The 20,605-nt window shown below is 58.1% G+C and carries 15 protein-coding genes and 1 pseudogene; 14 read left to right on the forward strand and 2 right to left on the reverse strand.

All coding sequences use genetic code 11. The features are described from left to right. The first annotated feature begins 2 nt into the window (after positions 1 to 2). The 7 genes from pgaC (at position 3) to comJ (ending at position 15,071) form a co-directional block, all read left to right on the forward strand. A complete protein-coding gene (pgaC, locus tag AAEZ06_RS08200) occupies positions 3 to 1,349 on the forward strand; it encodes a poly-beta-1,6-N-acetyl-D-glucosamine synthase (protein ID WP_149414248.1) in 1,347 nt (448 codons plus the stop codon). Then, complete coding sequence (gene pgaD, locus AAEZ06_RS08205; RefSeq protein WP_133103613.1) at positions 1,346 to 1,822, forward strand: poly-beta-1,6-N-acetyl-D-glucosamine biosynthesis protein PgaD; 477 nt, start codon at positions 1,346 to 1,348, stop codon at positions 1,820 to 1,822. The genes pgaC and pgaD overlap by 4 nt, the downstream gene beginning before the upstream one ends. Before the next feature lie 376 nt (positions 1,823 to 2,198). Next, positions 2,199 to 3,920 (forward strand): ShlB/FhaC/HecB family hemolysin secretion/activation protein, encoded by a 1,722-nt coding sequence (locus tag AAEZ06_RS08210; RefSeq protein ID WP_149414247.1) that lies wholly within the window; start codon positions 2,199 to 2,201, stop codon positions 3,918 to 3,920. A 31-nt stretch (positions 3,921 to 3,951) separates the two neighbouring features. Next, positions 3,952 to 12,990, forward strand: a complete 9,039-nt coding sequence (locus AAEZ06_RS08215; protein WP_350613805.1) for a two-partner secretion domain-containing protein — start codon at positions 3,952 to 3,954, stop codon at positions 12,988 to 12,990. Between the two features lies 1 nt (position 12,991). Then, complete coding sequence (locus AAEZ06_RS08220) at positions 12,992 to 13,474, forward strand: SMI1/KNR4 family protein (RefSeq protein ID WP_133103742.1); 483 nt, start codon at positions 12,992 to 12,994, stop codon at positions 13,472 to 13,474. A gap of 383 nt (positions 13,475 to 13,857) precedes the next feature. Then, on the forward strand, positions 13,858 to 14,556 hold the full coding sequence (locus AAEZ06_RS08225; RefSeq protein ID WP_149414245.1) for a transposase: 699 nt from the start codon (positions 13,858 to 13,860) through the stop codon (positions 14,554 to 14,556). A 41-nt stretch (positions 14,557 to 14,597) separates the two neighbouring features. Continuing rightward, the gene (gene comJ / locus AAEZ06_RS08230) at positions 14,598 to 15,071 is read left to right on the forward strand and encodes a competence protein ComJ (protein WP_149414244.1); all 474 of its coding nucleotides are present in this window, start codon (positions 14,598 to 14,600) and stop codon (positions 15,069 to 15,071) included. A 50-nt stretch (positions 15,072 to 15,121) separates the two neighbouring features. Here comJ and AAEZ06_RS08235 read toward each other — a convergent pair. Then, positions 15,122 to 15,316, reverse strand: a pseudogene (locus tag AAEZ06_RS08235) (hypothetical protein); the annotation flags it as partial. 42 nt (positions 15,317 to 15,358) lie between these two features. Between AAEZ06_RS08235 and AAEZ06_RS08240 the strand changes: the two are divergent. Beyond that, positions 15,359 to 15,943 carry a zinc ribbon domain-containing protein gene (locus tag AAEZ06_RS08240; protein ID WP_350613808.1) on the forward strand — a complete coding sequence of 195 codons (585 nt, stop codon included), beginning with the start codon at positions 15,359 to 15,361 and terminating at the stop codon, positions 15,941 to 15,943. A 72-nt stretch (positions 15,944 to 16,015) separates the two neighbouring features. On the opposite strand, the gene AAEZ06_RS08245 is transcribed toward AAEZ06_RS08240, so the two are convergent. Then, positions 16,016 to 16,273, reverse strand: coding sequence for a hypothetical protein (locus tag AAEZ06_RS08245; RefSeq protein ID WP_350613810.1), 258 nt, complete (start codon positions 16,271 to 16,273; stop codon positions 16,016 to 16,018). Between the two features lie 511 nt (positions 16,274 to 16,784). On the opposite strand from AAEZ06_RS08245, the gene AAEZ06_RS08250 reads away from it, so the two are divergent. From AAEZ06_RS08250 to AAEZ06_RS08275, 6 genes are all read left to right on the forward strand, one after another. Next, positions 16,785 to 17,177 carry a DUF2846 domain-containing protein gene (locus AAEZ06_RS08250; protein ID WP_169876735.1) on the forward strand — a complete coding sequence of 131 codons (393 nt, stop codon included), beginning with the start codon at positions 16,785 to 16,787 and terminating at the stop codon, positions 17,175 to 17,177. A 148-nt stretch (positions 17,178 to 17,325) separates the two neighbouring features. Beyond that, a complete protein-coding gene (locus tag AAEZ06_RS08255; protein WP_350613812.1) occupies positions 17,326 to 17,943 on the forward strand; it encodes a hypothetical protein in 618 nt (205 codons plus the stop codon). 10 nt (positions 17,944 to 17,953) lie between these two features. Beyond that, positions 17,954 to 18,541, forward strand: coding sequence for a hypothetical protein (locus AAEZ06_RS08260; protein WP_350613814.1), 588 nt, complete (start codon positions 17,954 to 17,956; stop codon positions 18,539 to 18,541). A gap of 156 nt (positions 18,542 to 18,697) precedes the next feature. Then, entirely contained in the window at positions 18,698 to 19,174 is a 477-nt protein-coding gene (locus AAEZ06_RS08265; RefSeq protein WP_149414243.1) for a hypothetical protein, read from the forward strand. Positions 19,175 to 19,285: 111 nt separating this feature from the next. Continuing rightward, the gene (locus AAEZ06_RS08270; protein WP_350613817.1) at positions 19,286 to 19,867 is read left to right on the forward strand and encodes a hypothetical protein; all 582 of its coding nucleotides are present in this window, start codon (positions 19,286 to 19,288) and stop codon (positions 19,865 to 19,867) included. A gap of 41 nt (positions 19,868 to 19,908) precedes the next feature. Then, on the forward strand, positions 19,909 to 20,589 hold the full coding sequence (locus AAEZ06_RS08275; protein WP_149414241.1) for a CsgG/HfaB family protein: 681 nt from the start codon (positions 19,909 to 19,911) through the stop codon (positions 20,587 to 20,589). Positions 20,590 to 20,605: the final 16 nt, after the last annotated feature.

Below are 20,605 nucleotides of genomic sequence, written 5' to 3' on the forward strand. Positions count from 1 at the left end.
CCATGTTCGACAGAATCCTGGCTTTACTCGTCTTATCCCTGGTGTTGGGCGTGCCCCTGGGCCTGATCTTTCTGGTCACCGGGCAGTTCCTGATGGACTTCGTGTTTTTTTACCCACTGTTCATGTCCGGGCTGTGGATCGCCGGTGGCCTGTACTTCTGGCTGCACTGGGAGCGCCACTGGCCGTGGGCCGATGACACTCCGGCGCCGGTGCTGGCGGGCAACCCGCTGATCTCGATCCTGATCCCTTGCTACAACGAAGGCGACAACGCCGCCGACACCATCGGCGCCGCGCTGGCCCAGCAGTACCCGAACATCGAAGTAATCGCCATCAACGACGGCTCCAGCGATAACACCGCCGCCGTGCTCGATGCCCTGGCGTTGCGGGAGCCGCGCCTGCGAGTGCTGCACCTGGCGCAAAACCAGGGCAAGGCGGTTGCCCTGCGCATGGGGGCGGTGGCGGCTCGCAGTGAGTACCTGGTGTGCATCGACGGTGATGCCTTGCTCGACCGCAATGCGGCGGCCTACCTGGTGGCGCCGATGCTCGACAACCCGCGATTGGGTGCGGTCACCGGCAACCCGCGCATCCGCACGCGCTCCACATTGATCGGCCGGGTGCAGGTGGGCGAGTTCTCCTCGATCATCGGTTTGATCAAGCGTACCCAGCGGGTGTTCGGGCGGATCTTCACCGTCTCCGGCGTGGTGGTGGCGTTCCGTCGTGCGGCCCTGGACCGGGTCGACTACTGGAGCACCGACATGATTACCGAAGACATCGACGTCAGTTGGAAGCTGCAACTGGACCACTGGAGCATCTTCTACGAACCCCGCGCCCTGTGCTGGATTCTGATGCCGGAAACCCTCGGCGGCTTGTGGAAGCAGCGCCTGCGCTGGGCCCAGGGCGGCGCCGAAGTACTGTTCAAAAATATCCGTGGCATCTGGCAATGGCGCCATCGCTACCTGTGGCCGTTGCTGTTCGAGTACTGCCTGTCCACCGGTTGGGCCTTCACTTTTCTGCTGTCGGTGATCTTCTGGGGCGTGGGCAAAATTGTTCCGTTGCCGCAAGCGATTGCCGTGGATTCGTTGATGCCACCGGCCTTCACCGGTTTGCTGCTGGCGGTGGTGTGCCTGGTGCAGTTCGCCGTGAGCATCATGATCGACCGCCGTTATGAGCGCGGCCTGTGGAAAACCCTGTTCTGGACCGTCTGGTACCCGCTGGTGTTCTGGCTGGTCAGCCTGTTCACCACGCTGGTGAGTTTCCCCAAAGTGCTGTTCCGCCAACACCAGAAGCGCGCGCGCTGGGTCAGTCCGGATCGCGGAATCAAAGCCCCCCAAAAGGAAGTGCAGCCATGAACCTGATTCGAACCTCTCAGCGCCCGGTGATGTGGGCAATCGATGTATTCCTGACCCTGATGGCCTGGGCCGGGTTGATTATTTTGTTGGTACGCGGGTTGGTGCCGATGCTGGAAACCCACGGCGGCCCGCGCCTGGATGCGCCGATTTTCGCGGCCTTGAATACCTTGCAGATTTACCTGTGGATTGCGGTATTTAACGCGGTGCTGCTGATCAGTTGGGCACGTTATCAACAACGCCGGGGCAAGCGTTTTGCCCAGCGCAGAGCTGCGGGCAAGGCCCTGAGTGATAAAGGCTTGAGCGAAAGTTTCAGCCTGGCCGAGGGCGAGTTGGAACAACTGCGCCGGCCGGGGGTGTTGGTGATTCATAACGACCAAGACGGTGGGGTGCGGGAAGTGACCGCTCATGTGTCCCGTGAGGTGGAGCGGGTGGGGTTGAAGCTGGTGCGGGGGCGGGTCAAGGAAGTGGGCTAAATACAGCCTCTGTTGATGATCGTTGCCACGCTCCGCGTCCCACAGAGTGTGGCAACGATCAACATTCAAATATGGGATCCAATTCACAAAAGGCTCGTGAACTTTTCCTCTCTTCTGGCTACTAATCAATCTCGACGCAAGGTTGGTGGCTAACTAGTGGCAACTCTCTAGAGCCTTGACGAGACCTGCATCAAAACTGTTACCGCTTGTCGGAATAAAAATTCCAAATACAAGTTGGTAATCGTTACTTGATTTTTTAGTTGTTTTTAATAAATGGCTTACGAACTTATTAATTATCGAATCCAACTAAGCCAGATTCTTGGCCGTCCTGGAGTTCGATGGTAGTTTGCCGCCCTTGTTTTTCGATGGATCGAACATGTCTTCGTTATTGCCTCGGATTCGGTATCTGCTGTGTATCTCGCTGCTTGCCTGCCTTGTTTTGAACAGCGCGGTTGCCGCACCCACGCCAGGGGATCAAGACCTGATCCGCGACCGGCAAAATCGCCTGCTGGAAGAACAGCGCCGGCGCCTTGAAGAACTCAAGGAACTGCCCGGTAAAGAAGCCAAGCCCGTTGTGCCCGCCGCTCCGGTGGACAGCCGCTGCTTTCCCATCAAGGACATCGAACTCAAGGGCGCCGACAGTCTGTCCGCCACTGACCGCGTGCGTCTGCTCAAACCCTATATTGGCCAGTGCCTGGGCGTCACCCAGCTCAACGGGCTGCTCAAGGTCATCACCGACTATTACATCGACAAGGGCATGGTCACCAGCCGCGCCTACTTGCCGCAGCAGGACCTGTCCAGCGGCCACCTGAGCGTGCTGGTGGTCGAGGGCAAGCTCGAAGGCATGAAGGGTGCCCAGGGCAGCAACCTGTCCGAACGCGAACTGGCCATGGCTTTTCCCGGCAAAGTCGGAGAGCAGCTCAACCTGCGGGAAATCGAGCAGTTGGTGGACCAGTTGAACCGCCTGCCGTCGAAACAGGCGCAGATGGAACTGGCCCCTGGCAGCGAGGTAGGCGGTAGCGAAGTGCTGGTGAAAAATGCCCCGCAAAAGCCCTGGCGCACCAGCTTGTCGCGCAACAACGACGGGCAGAAAAGCACCGGCGAACAGCAGTGGGGCGCAGGCCTTGAGTGGGACAGCCCGCTGGGCCTGGCTGACCAACTGGTACTGCGCGGCGGCCACGATGCCGTCAGCGACCACCAGAAAACCTCGAAAAACTCCATGCTGTATTACAACGTGCCGTGGGGCTGGTGGAACTTCAGCTACACCTACAGCGAGAGTGATTACCGCACTTACGGCGTGACCAACGACTACAAGTTCAAGCAGAACGGCGACAACGAGAACCACCAACTGCGCGCCGAGCGGGTGATCCATCGTGACGACGTGAGCAAGACGTCGGTGAACGTCGGCGTGTCGCACCTGCGCACCAACAACTACATCCTCGACGTCCGCACCGAGCCCAGCAGCAACCGCCTCAGCGAACTGCAGCTGGGCATCAACCACGGCCGACGCATCGGCAATGCCTTCGTCAACCTCGACCTGGGCATGCAGAACGGTATCGGCGCCTTCGATGCCCAAGCTGAAAACGAGCGCGATCAGTACGGCAATCGCCAGCCCAACGCGCGCTACCGCAAATACACCGCCACCGTCAGCTACTTGCAGCCGTTCACGCTGTGGGGCGAGTCGTTCAGTTTCTCCAGCCTGGCCACCGGCCAACGCAGTGAAGACATCCTGTTCAGCCCCCAGCGCATGAGCCTCGGCGGTTCGGCCTCGGTACGCGGTTTTAAAGACCAGCAGCTCACCGGCGACAGCGGCGGCTACTGGCGCAACGACGTGCGCTGGGCTCGCCCGGTGACCTGGGACTGGATGCGCCCGGCCTTTGCCGAATACGGCGCAAGCGTCGGCTACGACCAGGGCGTGATCAGCAACGACCGTTACAACGGTGAAGTGCACGGCCGGGTCTCGAGCAACTCCCTGGAGCTGTTCGCCCGCGGCAAATACGTCAGCACCAGCGTGACCTTTGCCCATTCTCTGGAACGCCCGGCAGTGATGAGCGAGCGCGAAGCGCCGATCTACTTCCGCATGGATTTCTTCCTGTAACTCAACGCCCCGTTACATCGAGAATATGACAATGGATGTTCGCCACTTTGCCTTCCTGGCTCGCCAGCCTTCTTCTGCACTGAAAAGCCGCGACTCGTTCTGGGGCCTACCCAAGCGCGGCCTGGCGCTGATCCTGGCCAACGCGTTGTTCTGGCAGCCGCTGCTGGCCCAGGCCGAAGGCATTGTGGTCAGTGCGCCAGGCACCACCGTCGGCCAGGCCGGCAATGGCGTACCAGTGGTGAACATCGCCACTCCCAATGGCAGCGGCTTGTCCCATAACCAATTCAAGGACTACAACGTCGGCCCCAACGGCGTGATCCTCAACAACGCCAATGGTGCGGTGACCAACACCCAATTGGGCGGCTTTATCGTCGGCAACCCGAACCTCAAAGGCGGCGCGGCCAGCGTTATCCTCAACGAAGTCAACGGCGGCAGCCCCAGCCAATTACGCGGCTACACCGAAGTGGCGGGCCAGTCGGCCAAGGTCATCGTGGCCAACCCTTACGGCGTCACGTGCAGCGGCTGCGGCTTCATCAACACTCCCAACGTGACCCTCACTACCGGCAAACCGGTGCTCGACGCGAGCGGCCAGTTGCAGCGCTACCAGGTTGACGGCGGTGCCGTGACCATCGACGGCCAGGGCCTGAACGCCAGTAACGTCGACCGCTTCGAGATCATCACCCGCTCGGCCAAGATCAATGCGCAGATCAACGCACGCGAATTGACCGTGATCGCCGGGCGTAACGACGTCGATGCCCAAAGCCTAAAGACCACCGCGCGTGCCGATGACGGTAGCGCCAAGCCGGAGCTGGCGATTGACTCCTCGGCGCTGGGCGGCATGTACGCAGGCGCCATCAAGCTGGTCGGCACCGAAGCCGGCGTGGGCGTGAAGCTCGACGGTACGCTGGCCGCCAGTGGTGGGGATATCCAGTTGGATGCCAATGGGCACCTGAGCATGGCGCAGACGGCGGCCACCGGTAATCTCAAGGTCACCGCGCAGAACGTGAACCTGACCGACAAGGTCTACGCCACCGGCAATGTGCAGGTGAGCAGTGCCGAAGAACTGGTCAACCAAAAGAGCCTGGCCGCGGGTCAGCGCATCGAACTCAACGCGATCAAGGTCACCAACCCGGGCATCATCGAAGCCGGCGTTGCGCCCGACAACAGCCGCAACGCCACCGGTGACCTGGTGGTCAACGCGCAGACCGTCAACACCAGCGGCAACCTGCTGGCCAGCCGCGCACTGGCGATCACCGCCGCGCAGGCGCTGACCAACCAGGGCGCGATCATCCAGGCCAAGACTGTCGAGGTCAGCAGCGCCAAACTGACCAACCAAGGTGCCAGCGCACGCCTGTTCGGCGAACAGAGCCTGGCGATTAGCTCACCGGCCATCGTCAACCTCGGCGGGCTGATTCGCTTCGGCGAGGACCAGGCCGCTACGCTCAACAGCGCCTCCCTAGACAACCGCCAAGGCCGTATCGAAATGGCCGGTGGCAGCCTGGTGCTGAGCAGTGCCGACCTGAACAACAGTGGTGGTCAAGTCATCGCCAACGACTTGACCGTCAACGCCGGCAAGCTGAATAACCAGAACGGCGTACTGGTCGCCAAGACCGCCACAGTCAACGCCAGCGACCTCGACAACAGCCTCAAGGGCCTGATCCAGGCCGACGGCGGCGCGCTCAACCTCACCGTCAACAACAGCTTCAACAACAACCAGGGTTTCGCCCAGGCCAGCACAGACCTCAACGTCAAGGCGGGCAACCTCAGCAGCAACGCAGGCGGCGTACTGAGCGCCGACAGCGGCAAGCTGACCCTCACCGCCGCGCAAAAGCTCAACAACGCCCAGGGCCGCTTACAGGCCGGGCAGGGCGATATCGAACTGCACGCCGCGAACCTGGATAACCAAAGCGGCGTAATCGTCGGCAAGCAACTGCTGCTCGACGTCGCCGGTGGTGATATCGACAACCGCGCCGGGCGCGTGTTGGGGGACGGGCTCGACGTGCGCGCCTCCGGCCTCGACAACCGCAACGCCGGCCTGCTGGCCGGTGGCGCCCAGGGCGTAAGCCTGCTGCTCAACGGCCCGGGCCAGTTGCTCAACGCACAGGGCCGCATCCAGAGCGAAGGTCTCCTGCAACTGCGCGGTGAGCGTTTCGACAACAGTGCCGGCATTCTGCTTGGTCAAACCGTCGAGGTGACGGCGCAGAGCTTCAACAACAGCGACAAGGGCGCGCTGGTCAGCGATGGCGGCGACATCACCCTCAACGTCAGCAACCTGCTGACCAACGTCGGCGGCCAGATCGACGCGGGCGAACGCAGCGTATTGGTCAAGCATCTCACCACCCTTAACAACGACGGTGGCACCCTGCGCGGTAAGCGTCTGGATATCGCCGCGCAGCACCTGAATAACAATGACGGCGGCCAACTGCTGGCCGGCGCCGGGGGCCTGAGCTACAGCGGCCAGGACGTGAGCAACCGCAAAGGCCTGATCCTCAGCGGCGGCGCCCTTACCGAACTGCACACCGCCCGCCTGGATAACCAAGGCGGCACCGTGCAAGGCGACAGCCTGACCGTCACTGCCGACAAGCTCGACAACGGCAGCGACGGCCTGATGGCGAGCCTGGTTGGCAACCTGCAACTGACCGTCGAAGCTCTGGCCAACCGAGGCGGCAAACTGTTCGGCAAAGAGCAGCTGACCGTCAGCGGCGCCACCCTCGACAACAGTGCGGGCGGCCAGATCAGCGGCAACCAACTCAACCTGACCTCACGCGATACTCTCATCAACCAGGGCGGCCTGATCGAGGCCAATCAGGGCCTGAGCCTCAACGGCGGCAACCTGGACAACAGCGCCAACGGGCAACTGCGCGCCCTGGGCGGCACCGACAGCAGTCTCAACCTCAGCGGTGCGCTGAATAACCAGAACGGCACTCTCGAGTTCGGCAGCCAGGCGTTGCGCCTCGACGCTGCCAGCCTCAACAACCAGGCCGGTCAGATCCAGCACGCCGGCACCGGCCTGTTCCGCCTCAACACCGCCAGCCTCAGCGGCAGCCAAGGCACTATCAATGGCATGGGCACCGCCGACTGGGCGTTCGGCACCGTCGACGGCCTGGGCCGCGTACAACTCAACGAAATCCTTACCTACAAAAGCGCCCAGGGCCTGACCCTCAAGGCCGGCGACCGCATGGCCAGCGGCAAGGGCTTGACCCTTGATGTGGCGAGCCTGAACAACGGCGGCGAGCTGCTTAGCGACGGTGACGTGAGCATCACCACCGGCGAGATGACCAACAGCGGCCGCGTATCGGCCCTGCAAACACTCACCGTCGCAGCCAACAACCTCAGCCAGAACGGCGGCCGTCTGGCGGCCACCAATGCCCGCCTGACCCTGGGCGGCACCCTGGACAACCTCGGTTTCCTCACCGCCCGCCAGCAGCTGGATATCGCCGCCGCGCAAATCAACAACCGTGGCACCCTCGGTGCCCAGGGCGCAGTGAACCTCACCGCAGTCAACGGCATCACCAATGCTGCCGATACGCTGCTGTTCAGCGGCGGCGACATGACCTTGCGCAGCAATGGTTTCAGCAACCTCTATGGCGATGTCTACAGCAAAGGCAACTTGAGCTTCGCCGCACGGGATGGCGGGCGTGCCGTGCTGTTCAGCAACCGCTCCGGCACCGTGGAAAGCGAAGGCTCGATCGGCATCAATGCAGGCTTTATCGAAAACGCCAAAGATGAATTCGAACTCGGGCAGACGCTGACCACCGGCAGCCTGAGTTGGATCTGTCAGCAGCACTGCGACGAGAGCGACAACTGGGAACGTGGCGAGATCACCATCTACGAGACGTACCTTGAGGCGGCGACCAAGGATTCGGTAGCGGCGCGCCTGGTGGCTGGCAAAAACATGCTGCTGCAAGGCGACAATGTGCAGAACCGCTACAGCCTGATGGCCGCCAATGGCGACCTGAGCATCACCGCCGGTGACCTGCTCAACCAGGGCGCCGCCACGCGCACGGGGCAGCGCAAGATTGTCGTCAACACGCCAGGGCACGTTCCCGACGATTTGTTTGAACGCATGCGATATGTCGACGTGCCCGCGTTCAATGCGGCCACGGCGGCTGGCAATTTCGACAAGGCGCGCTTCGAAGAACTGAAAAGCCGCTCGCCCAATAGCCTGCCTTTCGTCCACTCAAGCGACATCACCACCTGGACCAACAACGGCGGCCCCGGCTACGACGCCACCCTGCAAGCGGGCGGCACGGTCAACCTCAACGTCGCCCGCACCCTGCAAAACGGCACGCTGCACAACAACACCCTGGCCCAGTTGACCGGCACCCTCGGCGACGACCAGACCGGCATCCCCGTCGGCGGCATCAACATCAACCTGAGCAAACACGCCAACGACCCTGGCGCCCAGGCGCCAGGCAGCGTATTGCCCGTCGTGGGCGTGGCCCCCGGCGGCGGCTTCGTGCCCGTAGACTACACCGGCACCGCCTTCGCCCCGGTCGACCCCACCACCTCGCCCACCTTCCAACTGCCCAAGGGCGAGTACGGCCTGTTCGTCAAGAGCGCCGACCCTACCAGCCACTACCTGATCGAGACCAACCCCGAGTTCGCCTCCGTATCAGGCTTCCTCAGCTCCGACTACATGCTCGGCAAGCTCGGCTACACCTCCGACGACGCCTGGCGCCGCCTCGGTGACGGCCAGTACGAAACCCGGCTGATCCGCGACGCCGTACTCGCGCAAACCGGCCAACGCTTCCTCGCCGGTGGCCTCTACAGCGACGCCGACCAATTCCGCTACCTGATGGACAACGGCCTTGCCAGCAAAGACGCCCTGCGCCTGAGCCTCGGCGTGTCCCTCACCGACCAGCAGGTCGGCGCCCTGACCCATGACATCGTGTGGATGGAAAACCGCGTTATCGACGGCCAGACCGTCCTCGTGCCGGTGCTGTACCTGGCCCAGGCTGACTCGCGCAACGTACGCGGCAACAGCCTGATCCAGGGCCGCGACCTCAACCTGGTCACCGGCGGCGACCTGATCAACGTCGGCACCCTGCGCGCCAGCAACAACCTTACCGCCATCAGCAGCGGCAGCCTCTACACCGGCGGCCTGGTCGAAGCTGGCAACAACCTCAGCCTGCTGGCCCAGGACAGCATTCGCAACGCCATGGCCGGCGAAATTCGCGGCAAGCAAGTCAGCCTCACGGCGCTTAAAGGCGACATCACCAACGACACCACCGCCATCCAGGTGCGTGACGGCGTCGGCATGCGCACCCTCACCGACACCGGCGCCGGCACCATCGTCGCCCGCGAAAACCTCGCCATCGACGCCGGGCGCGACCTCACCAACCGCGGCGCCCTCACCGCTGGCAACGACGCCAACCTCACCGCCGGCCGCGACCTAAACCTCATCGCCGCCAGCGACACCAGCGTCAAACACGAGACCCGCGACGGCGGCGAGAAATCCAGCATCACCACCGACGTCAAAAACCTCGCCGCCAGCGTCACGGCGGGCGGCAGCATCAACATGCAGGCCGGACAAGACGTCAACATCATCGGCAGCACCGCCACCGCCGGCAAAGACCTCAACATCGCCGCCGGTCGCGACCTCAACGTCGCCTCGGTCAGCGACATGCACAACGTCGAGGGCAAGGAAAAACACGGCAAGAAACGCATCAAGACGGCGGATGAGCAGACCACGCAGTTAGCCAGTGTGCTGACGGCGGGCAGGGACTTTACGAGCCAGGCGGGGCGCGACACTACGATTGTGGCGAGCAAGATCAGTGCGGGCAATGAGGCTTATCTGTATAGCGGGGATAAGTTGAATTTGCTGGCGGCGCAGAACAGCACGCATACCTTGTATGACATGAAGGAGAACGGTGGCTGGGGCGCGAAGAAAACCAAGCGCGATGAAGTCACCCGCGTCACCAACGTCGGCACTGAGATCAAGACCGGCGGTGACCTGACATTGGCCAGTGGCGGCGACCAGCTGTATCAGCGGGCCAAGCTCAGCAGTGGCAACGATCTGACGATTGCCAGCGGCGGCGCGGTGACGTTTGAAGCGGTCAAGGACCTGCATCAAGAGAGCCACGAGAAGAGTAAGAGCGACCTGGCGTGGACCAGCGCCAAGGGTAAAGGCAATACCGACGAGACGCTGCGCCAGAGTGAGTTGATGGCGCAGGGGCAGTTGGCGATTAAGGCCGTTGATGGCTTGAAGATTGATATCAAGCAGATCGATCAGAACACAGTCAGCCAGACGATTGATGTGATGGTGAAAGCAGATCCACAGTTGGCTTGGTTGAAAGAAGCCGAGAAGCGTGGGGATGTGGATTGGCGGCATGTGAAGGAACTGCACGACTCCTTCAAATACAGCCATTCCAGCCTTGGCCAAGGTGCAATGCTGGCGATCATCATTGTCGTCACCGTATTGACGGCAGGTGCTGCCAGTGCACTCGCGGCATCAGCTGGCAGCGCTGTGGGTGCCGGGTCGACTATGGCTGCTGCGACGGCGGCTACAGCTGCAACGTCTACGACGGCGGCAGTTGCGGGTACGGCAGCAGGTCTAGGAAACATCATCGCCACCGCGTCTTTGACCTCTCTTGCCAGCACCGGCGTGGTGAGCACGATAAACAACAAGGGCAACCTGGGCGCGGCTTTAAAGGAAACCTTTAGCAGCGACAGCATGAAGCAATCGCTGATCGCTGGCGCCTCAGCAGGCTTCGTGAATTACGCCAGTGGCAATTGGTTCGGCGCACAAAGCGACCCTGTTACCAACAAAGTGAGCGGTCCCAGCGTAGTGCCTCACTGGAACGACCCGGCCGCTATTGGGCGTTTCGGAACGATCCAATTGGCAGGCGGAGCCGTGCGCGGAACGCTTTCTGAAGCGCTTGGGCAAGGCAGCTTCAAGGACGCCATGAAGGGCAGCCTTTTCGATGTACTGCAGGCGACCTCGTTCACAGGCGTAGGTGATTTTGGCAATGCCTTCAAACTTCAAGACAGTGGCCTGAGTAAAACAGCACTGCACGCCGTTGTGGGCGGGTTGCTTTCGGAAGCAATGGGCGGCGACTTCAAAACGGGGGCGATTGCTGCGGGCGCTAATGAGGCGCTTATTGTGGCGTTGGATAAGTCGCCTCTGCTCAGTAGCAGTGATCCAGCAGAGCATGATCGACTGGTCAATGCGGCGTCCAAGCTGGTGGGTTTACTCGCTGCGGCCAGTGTTAATGGCGATGTCGCCATGGGCTCTGAAATCGCTGGGAATGCACAATCGTACAACCGGAAATTGCACGTCCAAGAAGAGAAAAGATTGGCTCAGGAGGCCAAGAGTCTAGATGCCACAAAGAAAAGCCGATCTGGCTTTGAGTGGGACGCTCTCCTGACGTTTGTTGCGGGAGGTGAAGTCGATCAGAAAACCAACAATGAGCTCCAAGGAGTTCTTGCCCGCTACAGCCCTACCAACCCTGAGGGGCAGGCATTGGGTGACGACCTGAGTGTTGCGCGGGAAGTGATCACTAAGCTGCAAAACGAGAAAGTCCTTCTGACCTGGGCAGATGGTAGCCCGATTGTCGCGAACGGGGCTCAGGTAGTTGCGTTCAAGTCTACAGACAAGCAGTACACAGACTCGCGGCTATTCAATCCTTCGAGTAACACCACCTACAACAATGAACCCGGTGGTATGGGGGTCGTGCCTGATGCGTGGGCCGAGCAATACGGAGAGGGTACGGCTATCAGGAAGCTCCCTGAAATCGCCGCGCTCAGTTCTGACGCCATTTCCCAAGCAGAGCAAATAGACCGACTACGTGTATTGGTGGGCGGCGGCATCAATTCAAATATCGATCTAAAGCTCCTTGCTGAGCTTATGCCTATCGGTGGAGTAGGTAAGGGAACACTCTTAAACGCGATCAAAGAGTTGGCTGCGCGGGATGTATTGGCGGTCAAAGGTACGGAGGCTATTGCAGGGAAGGCGGCTGAAACGGTTGCTGGTAAAGGTCTCGAGTCTGTTGCAGGTAAAGGCATAGATGCCGCGGCCGGCAAGGGCACCGAACAGTTTGCCAACCAAGCTCAGGCGAAATTAGCTGGCTATAGCCCCTGCTGTTTTGCTGCTGGGACGATGGTTGCCACTCCTGATGGTGAGCGAGCCATTGATGCACTCAAGGTGGGCGATATCGTCTGGACCAAACCTGAAGAGGGAGGTGAGCCATTCGCCTCCAAGGTTTCCGCTACCCACATTCGAACAGACCAGCCGATTTATCAGCTGACGCTGGTGAAAAACGGCGCTGCAGGCGAAGGTACAACAGAGACCTTGCAAGTCACCCCGGGCCATCCATTCTACGTCCCGGCGCGCAAAGGCTTTGTGCCACTGATAGAGCTCAAACCGGGCGATCAGCTGCAATCGTTGGGGGATGGTGCTACGCAAGATGCTTCGATCTCCGTGGTATCCATAAAGCTGCTGCAGTCGCAGGGAAAGACATACAACCTGACGGTGGATATTGGGCATACGTTTTATGTCGGGAAGCTAAGCACTTGGGTGCATAACACCGGGCCTTGTTATACCTGTAATGCAGGGAGTTGTTCGATCCAACGTAATCTCGGCGATGTGCCTTATGACTCCCGAAATATACGGGAGGAATTGAGCGATAAATATGGTGCCGATAATGTGTTATCTACGACTGTTCCGCCGTCGGGGATGCCTAATGTGAAACTGGCGGGAATGCATAAGGATATTGTGCTGCCAGATGGTTCAAATGCACGCGTAGTCTTTGATAACAAAGGCTTCCCTATATTTGATGATGTTACGAGATTCGACACACATATAAATATCAGCGAGTTTCGAGCTGCCAGTTACGATGGGCAGTTAAGGATGGCCACCCGTGACCTGCGAACGCAGATAGATAGTGGTGCCGTTCCAAGTTCCGCATTCACGGACGTACAGCTAAAAGCAATCCGCGGTGGTCAGGATAAGATCCCTGGGTATACTTGGCATCACCATCAGGATACCGGTAGGATGCAACTGGTTCCCGAGGCTTTCCATAATGGTGCGCGCCACGTCGGGTGGGAATCGATGAGCAAGGGGCAATAAAATGATCGCAGGCGTAAGTTTTGATTCGTATTATGGTCAAGGTGATGCTGCTGAAATAGCAGCGTTTGAAACACTGGCAGGTGTAGTTTTTCCTGAAAAATACAAAAAGATTTCAATAGGGTTTAATGGCGCGTTTATTTTGAATAAGCCCGTTTTTAAGTTTTATAATCGTCTCCTCGGAGTAGATGTCACGAGCAGCGCCGGTATGTTTTTGCCTTTCGGTGAAATCGAGGGCTCATTTGAAACAATGGAGATGAAGTATCAACACCCACCCGAGGATTTTGTTCAAGGTTTGATTATTTTTTCGGTGCTAGGGAATGGCGATGCGCTCTGTTTTGATTATCGTGAGAACCGTCAGTCTGAAGATCCAGGCGTAGTGATGTGGCATCATGAAGCATCTCCCGGTAGCGATGACGAATTATCTTTTGTTGCGTCTTCCTTTTCAGCGTTTTTAGAGATGCTTTTTGAGCGTCCTCCCGAATAAAATAGCGTAAAAGGGACGGATTTATTTAAATATTAAATTTAAAAAAACTCCAGATGAGTCGATTAAATAAATCCGCCCCCGTTGACCGTCCCCATTGCTTTGACCCCTATGCCGCCGAGGACAAATTGATGGATAGCTTGGCTTGGCTTGAGAGCCTCAAGGAGTCATTCGCTTCAACCGGCCTGGATTATGAAGATCTTTATGAATTGATAGAGGCTTCCATATAGCGAGCAGGAAAATAGAGAAAAATAGGGGTCAGACCACGTTTTAAGGCTGGCAGAGTTGCTCTTTAAAAACATGATTTATTTTTGTAATTGTTCTGTTTTTGTCGCCCTCGTGATAGGCGGCTAAGCTAAAAACTCTTGTCCAGTTATGAGTTTTCTATGCCTCGACGTCCTAGGGTTTTATTGCCAGATATCCCATTGCATATTATTCAGCGGGGAAATAACAGGTCTGCATGTTTTTATTCAGATGACGACTATCTTTTTTACATTGATAACTTAACTGTGCTTGCTGAAATGTATGGCTGTAAAGTCCACGCATTGTGCCTGATGACAAACCACGTGCATTTGTTATTGACTCCTGCCTGCTGTGCAGGAGCTGGTTTACTTATGAAAGGGCTGGGGCAGCGTTACGTCCAATATGTAAATCGAACATATCAACGAACGGGCACTCTTTGGGAAGGACGCTTTCGCTCTTGCTTGGTTCAGCAAGACGACTATGTTTTGGCTTGCTATCGATATATAGAAATGAACCCGGTTAGAGCGGGTATGGTTGCTCACCCGGGCGAGTATCGTTGGACCAGCTATAGAGTGAACGCACAGTGCGAGCCATCAGATTTTATCAGCCCACATCCGGTTTATAGAAGCTTAGGCAGCAATATTTCGCAACGAGCAGAAGCTTACCAGTCTATATTCAAAGACCGGCTTTCCCCTGAGCTAATAGAGAAAATTCGACTATCTACAAACGGCAATTACGTTTTGGGTGGTAAGAAGTTTGCTTCAGAGGTCGCACAGGCATTAGGTAAAAGAGTTTCTCGGGGTATAGCCGGACGTCCAAAAAAATGTGAGTTAGAAGAATAGTGGTCTGACCCCTATTTCCCATGATTTAAGGTGTGGCGCTGATGGCAAGGTTTGAAGAGGGCGCGTATGTGTCGTACTCACAAATTTGTGTATTTTTAAGCTCGCTCGATCATCCGTATAACGATTGGAGTGATCGGAGCTATTCGCAAGGATTTGCTTGGAGGGTAGGAAGCGCTTCCTTTAAAACTTTGGTTGATGAAGGGGATCATAAAATTAATCTTTTCATCAATGAAGAAAAACCGCCTTTGAGCGCTGGGGTGGTGCGGGCATTTAGAGTTCCGTTCACTGTAAAAGACAAAAATGTTGAAATCGGTAGCCTCTCAGATGTCATTCCTCTAGAGCTACCAGAAGGAAACTATGCCCTTCAGGTCGAATTTATCAGCCCTTCTTTAGATGGGGTGTGCGAGATAAATGTCCGCTTGAACAAAGGGGCCTGTGGGTTTGAAGTGCTGAGGGCAGATGCTGAAATTAACGGCCAGGATGATTTTGATCTTGATGCGGTGCCCGCCACTTAAGCGTGTTTACGACTATAAATCGGGCGGCACCCAGGCCGCCCGGCTTTTACTCAGGATGGATCGGCATTGAGTCGGCGACTGATGACATCCAGCAAATCACACCCATCGCGCAGCGGAATCGCCAGCAATTGGGCGAAGTCTTGAAGCACCACGGCATCGCTGCTGAACTGGTCGCGGAAGGCCAGGTTTTCCAGCAGTTGGGTGACGGCGCGAATCCGGTACACGGCGGCGTCGTGGAGGACATCGTTAACTTTTTAGCCCTCTGTCGCTAAAATGAAGAGGCCTGATTGTTTCCTATTATCTGCTCGTTCAACGTGCGCACCATTCCACTATTAAAACAAGGAAGTTCAATGGGCATCTCACTCCCCTTCTGGCTCATTATCACCGCTGTCACGGCTTACGTTGCAAGCACACGCGGGCGCTCAGGGCCCCGGTGGTTTGCAATCTCACTCTTCCTTCCCGGCGTCGCCTTGGTAGCCGTGTTGTTAATGCCCCGGCTGGCAAAGACCGGTGTTGACGCCCTGGTGCACCCGGACCTACGCCCTTGCCCCGCCTGCAACCAACCGATCCAAGCGGCGGCATCTCGCTGTAAGCACTGCGGCGCCGACGTGGAGCCGATTGCCCTGAGAGATCGCAGCGGTTGGGTCGCACGCATGACCGCCGATACGGATGAGGCATTTGAACGGATGGCGGCACAGATGGCGCTCATCGATATACCGACAGTGCTTGATGAGCCGCCACACCTTTACGCAGGGCCGTTTGAGGAAAAGGCCGAGGCGCAAAACGTACTCAAATTCCTGAAGTCTGAACACGGCTTGGATGGGCTGGTGACGTGGCGCTCGGTAACCCGAGAACATGAGATGCAGCCGTAAAAAAAAGTAGCTGTGGGGAAATAAGTAGGCCTACGCATAAAGCGGGCGACGCTAAGGCCGCCCGGTTTTTACTCAGGATGGATCTGCATGGAGCCTGCGAATGATGACATCGAGCAAATCACACCCATCGCGCAGCGGAATAGCCAGCAATTGGGCGAAGTCTTGAAGCACCACAGCATCGCTGCTGAGCTGTTCGCGGAAGGCCAGGTTTTCCAGCAGTTGGGTGACGGCTCGAATCCGGTACACGGCGGCGTCGTGGAGGACGTCGAGGGGCGCACTGGTGTCAATAAGTAGAGCGGGGACGGTACTGTCGTGACCCGTGAGGGGCATGTATTGGTTCATGGTGAAACCTCGGTCAGTAGATTGAAGCTGTCACCTATCGTCGCCAAACGAATGGGTGACAGCTGTACGCAGGTTGGCGAACCGGGACCGAGTTCCGGCAGACCCGAAGGTCTCCCGCGCACAGCTGCCATAAAGCAGCGATGCGGGTACGGAAGCCCCTGCAAGCAAGCAGAAAGCTTTCGCACACGGTCGTCGGGTCGCCAAACCCGATCGCCCTTGTTGGGCGACGGGCCGGACTATAAGCCCCGCGCCCAAACCCACGCAAGGCATCAAAGTACTGGCCCACGCACAACGCCTCATGTCTTCAGACCCATGGCCGACACACTGGCGATGATTAAACGCATCAAAAAAACCGCGCCGGTCAATCGCCGGCGCTCTCAACCCGCTCTACCGTCACACCACAAGGAAGAAGTACATGATCAAGCTGTTCTGCAAAGCTGCTGTTGTATTGTCCCTGGCCACGCTGTTTGGCTGCTCCTCGACGCCGTCGGTTGAGAAGATGCAGGCGGACGTGGCGAACTACTCGTTGCCCAAGGCTGCCGTTGCCGATAAAGGCCTGGTGTATGTCGTACGCCCAAGCAACGTGGGGATGATGGTGCGGTTCAACGTGTTCCTGGATGACAAGGAAGCCGACTCGGAGATGGGTTACAACCGTGGCAACCAGTACATTTATTTCTTCGTGACGCCCGGCCAGCACGTGATCAGCTCCAAAGCTGAAAACTGGGCTGACATGCCGATCAACGTCAAGGCCGGTGAGGTGGTTTACCTCAAGCAGGAAGTCGAAATGGGCTTCGCCGTGGCGCGCAACAGCCTCAAAGTGCTGAGCGATGTGGAAGGCCGTTATCTGGTCAAGGATGCGTCCTTGGGCACCGTGGCAAAAGAAAGCAAGTGAGTTAAAAGCGCTTGAAGCGGCCGGGCCTCGGGCTCGGCCATCGTCGCTATTCACCCACCCCAAACATTAAGTTTGGCAGGGGTCTGACCCCTATATGCTTCTACAAGTCGAGATACTCCAGTAACTCGCCACCCAATAAGGACATTCCGTGCTGAAAACCCTCTTCAAAGCCGCCGCCCTCATCGCGACGCTGTCGATGACTGGCTGTGTTTCCTATACCGTCACCGGCCCGTTGGGCGCTCCGCTCCATTCTGCTGCGGCCAGTAATCCCCGTACAGCGCAAATTGCTGACGTTGCGGTTTCCGTTCCAGGTGCCGACGACGCAACACGTACAGCCATCAGCCGCTCGCTCACGGTTCAGCTCAACCAGTACGTTAAGGCCGGTGGGTATTTCAAGCAGGTCACCGAGTACCCCACGCGTCTGGGTGAGAACGATGTGGTGCTCAAGTTCAACATGACGTCCCTCAAGGGCCATCGTGCCCCGCATCCTGCATATATCCCCGGAGCCTTGTTGACCCTGACGATCTGGATCTGGGTGAACGGGCCAATCTACGTGGACAGTTTCGATGTGGCAGGCGATTTGGTGATCGTTGACCGTGACGGTAAAGAGCTGGCATCGGCGAAGGATCAGATTAAGTTTGAACACAACGTCGGCCTGTACGGGCGCGAATATTGGTCACCGGTGATGGGGGCCAGACAGCTGAATGAATTGGTTTCAAAACTGCTTGATACCGCCACCGCGCGGTTGGCAAAACCGCAGCTTTAAGGAGAATGAAATGATGGGTTTGATCAAGCACAGTGTGGTGCTCGCGGCTGTTCTGCTGACGGGGTGCGTGTCGTATTCGCAGCATGAATTACCTCCGGTGCAGACCTGGCCGCCAACTGCCAATGCATCGCAACAGAAACTGACGGTGTTCGTGCGCACCACGGCTATGAATCAGGTCAACGGTGGGCCGGCCAATACCGCTGCGGGTGCCGCAGCAGCCGTTGGGGAAGCGGCGGTTGCCGATGGGTTTCGCCAGTCTGGGCGCTTTACGCGGGTCAGTACGGATAAGGTCGAGTTAGACCTCTATGCCGAAGCCACCTTGTACAACAACGAACAGTTCAGCATGGCGTCGGCCATCATCACCGGTGTGACGTTTTTCATCATTCCCACGACGGCAAAAAATACCTTCACCCTGGAAACAGTGTTCAAGGACAAGGACGGTAAAGAGCTGGGCCGTGTGAGCAAGAGCGAGTCGGTGCGTACGTGGATGCAGTTGTTGTTGATCGTCGCCGTCCCTTTCCGGCAGGACACCCACGAGGTGGTGCAGGCCTTGACCCGCAGCACGCTGGATGAGGCTGTGCAACGCCGCTTGTTGTAGTGGGCTTATACCCGCCAGGCTCGCAGCGGGTTTGATACCGAGGGGGTAATGCTTAAGGCGAGTTATGCGTTTTAAGCAATACGATCGGTAGAAAACAACGACGTCTGGCCACGTTGAATAGGTAGTCTGACCCTATTGTTATGGAGTTCTCCACCCATGCTGATGAAGCTCAGCCCAAAGAAAAAGAGAAGTGCTCGCAACTTTTATTGGTCGATAGGCGCCGTGGTGGTCATTGTGATCATCGGCCGTTTTGTCTCCTTCAACGGGCAGAAAAAAGAGGTTGAGTACCTGACCCAACTCACCGCTTACTTCGATAATCTGACTCGAACCACCCTGCCCAAACAGGTAGACGCCGCCACTACCCTCGAAAGCATCCAGCTGGTGTACGGCTACACGCTGTTTTATCGCTACCGGGTCAACTTTGCCGCCGACAGCCTGGGCGCTGCGCAAAAAGCCCAGGGCCAGCAGGAGCTGCAGCAAAAGCTGGAAGCCCTGGCCTGTGGAGAGCCGGAGCTGATCAGTAACATGCGCAAGCACAAGATCTATCAGGAGCATTCGTATCAGGACGCGCAGGGCAACACGGCGTTCAAGGTGTATATCCGGCCAACCGAGTTGAAGTGCCCGAACCAGTGACGGTGTGATGCTCCCCTGGAGCTTGGACCGAAACACCTTGAGAACCCCTCTTAACCCCGTAAAATGCGGCAGCCGTTACAACGCGGATACTTTTCAGGGATGAATTCATACATGCGCGTCTTTGCCTTACTCCTGGCCCTCTCTTTTTTGGCCGGCTGTGCCTCCAAGTCCGAGTACTACATTTCTCCGGCGCCGGTAACCATTCCCAAGACCGCTACCTACTGGCTCGACACCTTTGACGTTGATGTGGTGGGCAAGAACGAACGTTTTTTGCCGGATGACAAGGTCCGCCAGCAATTGGGCGTCGACTTGATCGACCGCCTGCTCAAGGCCAAGCGCTACGCCACTAGCAAGGAAAGTGCGGATTACCTGCTGGATGTGGACGTTATCTATACGCGGCGTATTCAAGATACCCAAGGCGGCTTCATGACGGCCATCGTTGACGACCACACCATCCTCGCCAGTGTCGACTTTAACTATTCGGTCAAGATCAAAAAGGCCGGCGCCGAGATACTGCACTTTTCCCAGGCGCGCCAAGGGCTGATGCCCAAAGGTTACAAAGGCGACTGGCAGAATTTGAAAACCATGGCCGGTGCGCTGACTAACACCGGCAATTCCAGTGTGGAGCCTTTCTACACCGGTTTGTTGAGCCGCTTCATTGTCGATGACTTACGCAATATTCCGTCCCGCTAGCGTTACCTGCTGCACCCGATTTCTCACTCTAGGAGCACCCCGTGAAAACACTGTCCAAAATCCTGCTGTCGGGCTTCACCGCCGCAGCGCTGCTGACCGTGGCCGGTTGTGCCACGGAGAGCAACCGCGCGATGCCGGTGGAACAAGTCGCCAGCGCCAACATCGCCTATTCCGGCGTGCGCGTGCCGATTGCCGTGGGCAAGTTCGATAACCGCTCCAGCTACATGCGCGGCATCTTCTCCGACGGCGTTGACCGCCTCGGTGGCCAGGCCAAGACCATCCTGATCACCCACCTGCAGCAGACCAACCGCTTCAGCGTGCTGGACCGCGACAACATGGGTGAAATCTCCCAGGAAGCCGCGATCAAAGGCACCGTGCAAAAGCTCAAGGGCGCTGACTACGTGGTGACCGGCGATGTAACCGAGTTCGGCCGCAAAGAGACCGGCGACCGCCAGCTGTTCGGCATCCTCGGCCGTGGCAAGACCCAAGTGGCCTACGCCAAAGTCGCGTTGAACATCGTCAACATCAGTACCTCCGAAGTGGTGTATTCCACCCAGGGCGCCGGTGAATACGCGCTGTCCAACCGTGAAGTGATCGGCTTCGGCGGCACCGCCAGCTACGACTCCACCCTCAATGGCAAGGTCCTCGACCTGGCCATGCGCGAAGCCATCAACCGCCTCGTCGACGGCATCAACGCCGGCGCCTGGAACCCACGCAACTGATCAGCAGATTTACAAG

Source organism: Pseudomonas sp. HY7a-MNA-CIBAN-0227 (assembly GCF_040310325.1).
Classification (GTDB): domain Bacteria; phylum Pseudomonadota; class Gammaproteobacteria; order Pseudomonadales; family Pseudomonadaceae; genus Aquipseudomonas.